This window comes from Gramella sp. AN32 (assembly GCF_023718305.1).
Lineage (GTDB): Bacteria > Bacteroidota > Bacteroidia > Flavobacteriales > Flavobacteriaceae > Christiangramia > Christiangramia antarctica.
The window spans coordinates 294485-301049 of sequence record NZ_QEYO01000004.1 but is presented as its reverse complement, the minus strand read 5'-3'; the positions used below and the strand labels follow the sequence as shown (position 1 = coordinate 301049).

Annotated in this window: 5 protein-coding genes; all 5 read right to left on the bottom strand. The window is 39.7% G+C overall.

Annotated elements, in window-relative coordinates; genetic code table 11:
* Nucleotides 1-118 precede the first annotated feature (118 nt).
* Nucleotides 119-835, bottom strand: a complete 717-nt coding sequence (locus DHD80_RS07220) for a TonB-dependent receptor (protein WP_251740487.1) — start codon at nt 833-835, stop codon at nt 119-121.
* Between the two features lie 78 nt (nt 836-913).
* Nucleotides 914-1726 carry a helix-turn-helix domain-containing protein gene (locus tag DHD80_RS07215; RefSeq protein ID WP_251740486.1) on the bottom strand — a complete coding sequence of 271 codons (813 nt, stop codon included), beginning with the start codon at nt 1724-1726 and terminating at the stop codon, nt 914-916.
* 16 nt (nt 1727-1742) lie between these two features.
* Entirely contained in the window at nt 1743-2882 is a 1140-nt protein-coding gene (locus tag DHD80_RS07210) for a formylglycine-generating enzyme family protein (RefSeq protein ID WP_251740485.1), read from the bottom strand.
* A gap of 254 nt (nt 2883-3136) precedes the next feature.
* Nucleotides 3137-5047 carry a sulfatase gene (locus tag DHD80_RS07205; protein WP_251740484.1) on the bottom strand — a complete coding sequence of 637 codons (1911 nt, stop codon included), beginning with the start codon at nt 5045-5047 and terminating at the stop codon, nt 3137-3139.
* A gap of 2 nt (nt 5048-5049) precedes the next feature.
* Nucleotides 5050-6498 carry a sulfatase gene (locus DHD80_RS07200; RefSeq protein ID WP_251740483.1) on the bottom strand — a complete coding sequence of 483 codons (1449 nt, stop codon included), beginning with the start codon at nt 6496-6498 and terminating at the stop codon, nt 5050-5052.
* Between the last annotated feature and the right edge of the window lie 67 nt (nt 6499-6565).

Genomic DNA, 6565 nt, shown 5'->3' with positions numbered 1-6565 from the left:
AGATATGCCTTGCAAGCATCATCATTTGGCAGTTCTTTTATAAAGTTTAGTATACTCTGCCCTTTAAAATCTTCCATAATAGCCGTTTTGTTGATACTAAGTTACAGAACTTAAATGACTAACTCAAAATATTTATTTGCGCATAGTTCCCGTCTGCAGCACCTTTTTTGGTAATAATATTCAAGATACCTGCTTTTCCTTCCGGATCATATTTTGCAGAGGGGGCGGTAATGACCTCCACACTTGCAATGGCATTGGCAGGCAATTGGCTGATAAGGGTAGCCGGATCTCCCTGCACGGGGGACCCATTCAGCAGGACCACGAATCCTGTACTTCCACGAAGGCTGATCTCACCCTGCCCATTTACACTCACTGAAGGGATATTCCTGATCACATCTGTGGCACTACCACCCTGGCTGTTTCTGAATTTACTGGCGTCAAATACCTGTCGGTCTATTTTGCTCACTACCGTAGAACGTTCTCCTTCCACTACTACCTCATTAAGCTGGTTTTCACTGAGGTCCAGAGGAATGTTACCAAGCTCCAAATTTTTAGTGACAGGGGTGATCACAATTTGCTGAACGCTTCGCGTTTGGTATCCTATAAAGGAGGCTTCCAGGAAATAGGTCCCCACAGGCACTTTGGGAATTTTAAAGCTACCTTTAGCATCCGTAATTACCCCTTTTATCAATTTGTTGCTCCCTGCTTCAAACAAGGCAGCTGTGGCATATTCCAGGGGATAGTTATTGGAGGCATCCATGATTTTTCCGCTGACCTGAGCGGAAGAAATACCGGTTAAGAAAAGTAGGAACAGTAAGGGAATAGATCGCCTCATTACACTTAAATATATTATAAGGGTCGAATTTACGTTTAATAGAAATATATTTATGGTCTATATGAATGAAAAATGGTATTAAAGCGTATTCTTTCTATATTTTAAAGGGGTCACCCCAGTGTGCCTTTTAAAATATTTGATAAAATGGGATACATCTTTAAATTTAAAATAAAAGGCGACATGGCTTATAGGAGCGGTAGTGTATTGTAATTGTCTCTTTGCTTCCTTAATTATTTTAGTACCAATTACTTCAGACACTGTTTTATTATATTCTTTTTTACAGATCCTGTTCAGGTTTTGGGGGGTCGTATGGAGCTTGCGGGCATAATAGTTTACTTCATTTTTAAGTTTGTGCCCTAACAGGGAATCCAGTTGAGATAACTTACAGTCGGGAACAACCTGTTCCGAGGAATTGACATGGTTCAACAGCTTGCTGAACAATGCTTTTAAAAGTCCTTCCAATACTTCCGTTTGATTGGAAGCTTTATTTTTTATCTCTTCCGCTAATAGTTGGAAGAGGGTTTCTATAAAGTGGTTTTCCTCGATAGGAATAACTGTCAGCTGGTTTATGGCATACAGTTGTTTATTGATAGCCCGGTCTAGCGTATTCTCCAGAAACTGTTCTTTAATGATGATGACATATCCCACAGGTAAACTATCGATTTCCCAGTGATGGACCATTGCTTTGTTAATTACAAAAAGAATGGGTGGTGCTACAGGGTACTTGTGATCATCCATAAAATGGTATCCAGACCCTTTGCTGAAATATACCAGTTCCAGATATTTATGATGACGGTGCGGCCTGGTATAACGTTTGGCTGGATCAAAAGCTTCTATTTTAATATTTGATCTATGGGAAATTTTGTTGTTTACAGGGATTACCTTCTCCATAATGGGCATTAATCTGCTAGTGTTTCTTTTCTTCCAACATGTTAGGTGTGGAAACTGTTCTAAAACCTAAATGTTCCTGTGAAGAATCAAGTGAATTTCCCATTCTGGCCGAAATTCGATAACTCGCACAATAGGAAGCACTGCATAAGAACGATCCGCCTTTGATTACTTTCTCCGGTGACATAGCATTAGGATTAAACCATTCAGAAGCACCCTTGGGGTTTTTAACCACTCCGTTATTTTTTTGATTCTCGTAATAATTAATATTGTACCAGTCCTGGGTAAATTCCCATACATTCCCGGCCATATCATATAAACCGTAAGGATTAGGAGGATAAGATTTTACCGGGGCTATATTTTCAAAGCCGTCTTCTTTACTATTTGCAGTGGGAAATTCTCCTTCCCAGGAATTTGCCATTTCTGAAAGCTTTTCCAAATCGTTGCCCCAGCTAAAAACCGCGTCTGGCTGAGCCCCCCGTGCGGCATACTCCCATTCCGCTTCGGTTGGTAAACGTTTACCGGCCCATTGTGCGTAGGCCTGTGCATCTTCAAATGCGATATGCACTACCGGATAATTTTCTTTTCCTTTGATAGAGCTGTCAGGTCCCTCAGGATGCTTCCAGTTGGCACCAATTGTCCAGTTCCACCATTGTGAATAATCGTAGAGATTGGGGACGCTGTTTTTTGTTTTTTTGAAAGTAAGCGATCCGGGTTGTAAAATAGAATCATGAGGTTTGTGTGTACCGGGTGGAAGCTGCTTTTTCATCTCTTCCCAGTCTATCTTTCTCTCAGCTACCGTTACATAGCCGGTTTCCTTGACAAATTGTTGAAATTCAGCATTGGTCACTTCGGTTTTATCCATAAAAAAGCCATCAACCGCAACCTTGTGCGAAGGCTTTTCATGGTTCATGGCCATGTCGTCTGATTCTATGGCTCCCTGCATAAAAGTACCACCGGGGATCCATACCATTCCCTCAGGTGTGTCGATATTAGAAGGTTTTTCTGTGATTACTTTTATAGCGGGAACTGCAGTATTTTCAGAATTTACAGTTTTGTTATTTTCATTTTTACAAGACGAAACAACTATTGCATAAATAGTAAATGATAAGATTATTTTTAAGGTCGAAGATTTATTTTTATTTGATAAATTTTTCATTCTTCATAATTAATATTATTAAATTACTTTCTTTAGGGTTTCTTAAATTTATACCGTCAAGGCTATATCTGAATTGGATTCATGCTCATTTTTCGCGACCCCCAGCCAGACTTTATTTTGATTAAATTCAACAATAGTATATCTTTATATCGTTGAGGTAGATTATATACCATTCTTGAATTCTTCATTTTTATTGTAGTACTGCCTATTCCTGTATGGGGTTTATATATTCATAATATTATTCCTAATAACCTCTATCTCTTTGAGTCTCCCGGCCAGATTGCAGAATAGGGTAGGTATCCTGAATTGATCAAAGCTGAGCGGATGTAGAATTGATTAATTCCTTTTTTTTCGCTTAATGCCAGTAATTCTTCTTCGATTGGTTTAACCTCTTCTCCCAGATTCTGAAGCGTGGCATAAGCAATGAAATAGTCATTTTTTACTTCTTCCAAAACATATTGCAACGCCTCCCGACTATCTTCAGCTTTTACCAGGATTTCGGCCGATAAAAGTCGGACCTCTTTATTCTCTTCTGAATTATTGAAGTTTTGGTAGACTTCCTTCGGAATGCTCTTCAACAAATCTCTTTCCTCAAGCTGAAGTATGCCAATACTAGCCCAATATCTTACTGCAGGTTCAGTATCCTTGAACATAGCCTTCAATTGTGGTAAATCTTCAGCAGTCGCCGTGCTGGCAAAAGCCGCCGCTTCAATAACCATTTCTACAGGTTGATTGGTTTCCCTTACATAATCATAAAAAGGTTGTTTTCTTTCACTTCGTCGCATAGACCATGGATAAAGACCTAAATCTTTATTTTCTTTCATAAAAGAAATCAGTTTGGTTTTCATAGCCGTGATCTTGTCCTGATAATCAGGATTACCAATTAGGTTATTTACTTCCCAAGGATCATTTTCCGTATCAAAGAACTGCAGTGCAGTTGTAGGTTCCCAGAATTCACTTTGCATGGTATTGGTTTTTCCATCGATATAAGCATGGTCCCACCCCTGATAACTCGGCATTTGCCATTGATAGGATTGTCTGGTACCATTTGGATAGGCTGAATTGAAATTCCAGATCAATCGATATCTTCCATCTGTAAGGGATCTGGATGGGATAAAACTTTGCTCCTGATTTGCTCTGAAAGTAAAAATATAATCATTAGGTTCCGGTTGATTTGATCCCAAAAAAGGCTGACCCATCATAAAATCTGGTTTCTGGATGCCGGCGAGGTTGAAGATAGTTGGGGCAAAATCTGCAAAACCAACAAGGCGGTCATCTCTTCCGGGATATTTCACATTAAGCATGTCCTGATATTTCTCCGGCGCATTCACAATTAGCGGGACGTGTGTGCCGGTATCATAAACATAGGCCTTTCCGCGAGGAAGGCAACCACCGTGATCGGAATAGAAAAAAATGATGGTGTTTTCCAGTTCACCGGAGGCCCTTAACTCATCTAATTGTTTCTTAACCCATAGATCCATTTCATTTATAGAATCGTAATACCAGGCAATATCGTTTCGGATTAATGATTCATCTGGTAAGTAAGGAGGAATATCCACACTATCAAGTGCTATGGTCCTTGGTTTACGTCCAGTAGTATCACGGGTTGCCACACGTTGGGTGTGTGTGCCATTATAGTTAAAAACTGCAAAAAATGGCTGCTCCTTATTTTCCCGGTTTAGATAAGTCGCTTTTCTGCTGGATTCAGTCCAGATATTATCCGGGCGGTTACTGGCATTATAATCTTCCTTACTGTTATTAGTGGCATAATAACCGGCGTCTTTCAGATATTTAGGATAATAGAATTCCTGCGGAACAGGCCGTTTTTGACGATGCCAGTCGGTAGCCAACATAGGAGCGTAAATACCCGATATTAAAGTAGAACGTGCCGGTGAACACTGGGCGCCGTTGGAATAGGCATGAGTAAATACCAAACCCTGTTGGGCAAGCGAATCCAAAGTAGGGGTGGTAGTATATTTATTACTGTACATGGAAAGGAACGGACTCATATCCTCGACTACCAGCCATAAGAAATTTGGTTTTTCAGGTTCTCTTTTAGCAATTTTTTCTATGTTTTTTTCTGTCATTTCAGGTTTTGAACCGCATGAAACAGCAATGAATGTTATTAAAAAAAGTATGGATGCTCCTGTATTTTTAAATTTCATATTTATTCTTTTTTCAATAATTTCCGAATTTGTTTCTGTTCAAATGTCTTATCATATCCAGGATTCTTTTCGGTTGGAACAGGTGCGTTTGTATTTTTTCTCCATTTCTCCAGTTTCTTCAACAATTCTGAAGTTTTTTCAGGAAATTTATCTACGAGGTTTTTGGTTTCGCCTACATCCTTCTTCAGATTATATAATTCAAGGCCTTCATCTTCGAAATACTGATGCAGTTTCCAGTCTCCTGAAATTATGACTGAACCCGGCCTGGTCCTAAAAAGGGGATCCCTCCCGTTATCAGGCATTTGTCCATTGTTTTGTAAGTAAATAGGAAAATGAAAGAAAAAATCCCTCTCAATGATGTTGTCTTCTTCTAGAATTGGCAATAAATTTTTTCCATCCAGTATTGGCGCTTTTTTTCCCGGATTCAGAAAGGTTTGTAGAGTGGGATAGAAATCCAGATTAGTAGCCCGTTCTTCAGAAGTACTCCCGGCATTCGTTTTTCCCGGCCAGCGAATAACCAGGGGAACACGTATTCCGCCTTCATAATAGGAGCCTTTGCCGGCTCTTAACGGTGCATTGGAAGAGATGTAGGGAATACCCCCATTATCAGAAGTAAAGATCACGATAGTGTTTTCTTTGAGGTTATTGTTATTTAAGAAATCTAGGATTTTACCAACATTTTCATCCATAGAGGTAACCATTGCGGCATATTCCGGGTTGTCCTGTCCCTTGGAGCCAGGCTTAGCTTTGTATTTAGCAGTGAGTTCCGGCTTACCCATAATTGGGGTATGTACGGTGTAAAATGGCATGTAAAGGAAAAAACTGGTATCCCGGTATTTTTCCATAAATTGAAGGGCCTCCTGTGTAAGTCTGTCAGTTAGATATTCACCTTTGGGACCGTCTTCCAGGTATTTTACATTATAAGGCGAGAAATAACCGTTTTTACCCGGATTTCCTTTTTCATTACCTCCACGATTGTAGTCGATTCCCTGGGTAGCCGGGTTTTTACCAACATGCCATTTGCCAAAATTCCCGGTAATATAGCCTGCATTCTTCAACATTTCCGGAAGGGTGTAAATACTGTCATGTAGAAAATCAGTATTCTTTACCGGAATAAGTCTTCGCGTTTTAGCATTGCCACGATCGGAAGGACTTACGGTGTAAACACCATGTCTTGGAGTGTAAAGTCCGGAAAGCATGCTTGCACGGCTTGGTGCACAATTTGAAGCTGAAGCATAAGCGTTTGTAAATACCATACTTTCTCTGGCAAATGCATTAAGATTTGGGGTTTCATAATACTCGCTACCCATAAAACCCAAATCTTTCCAGCCCAGGTCATCCACATTGATCAGGACAATATTGGGGTTCCTGGCATTTGTGGTTTTATCTTTCTGCGTAAGGCAATCAGAGAAAAGCGTAATTACTATAAAAAGTACAATATATCTCTTCATTTTTTTAGGTAATTTATTTACCGTTATTTATCTTCCTCAATAACAGCCTTACAAGTAAAAGTGTCAA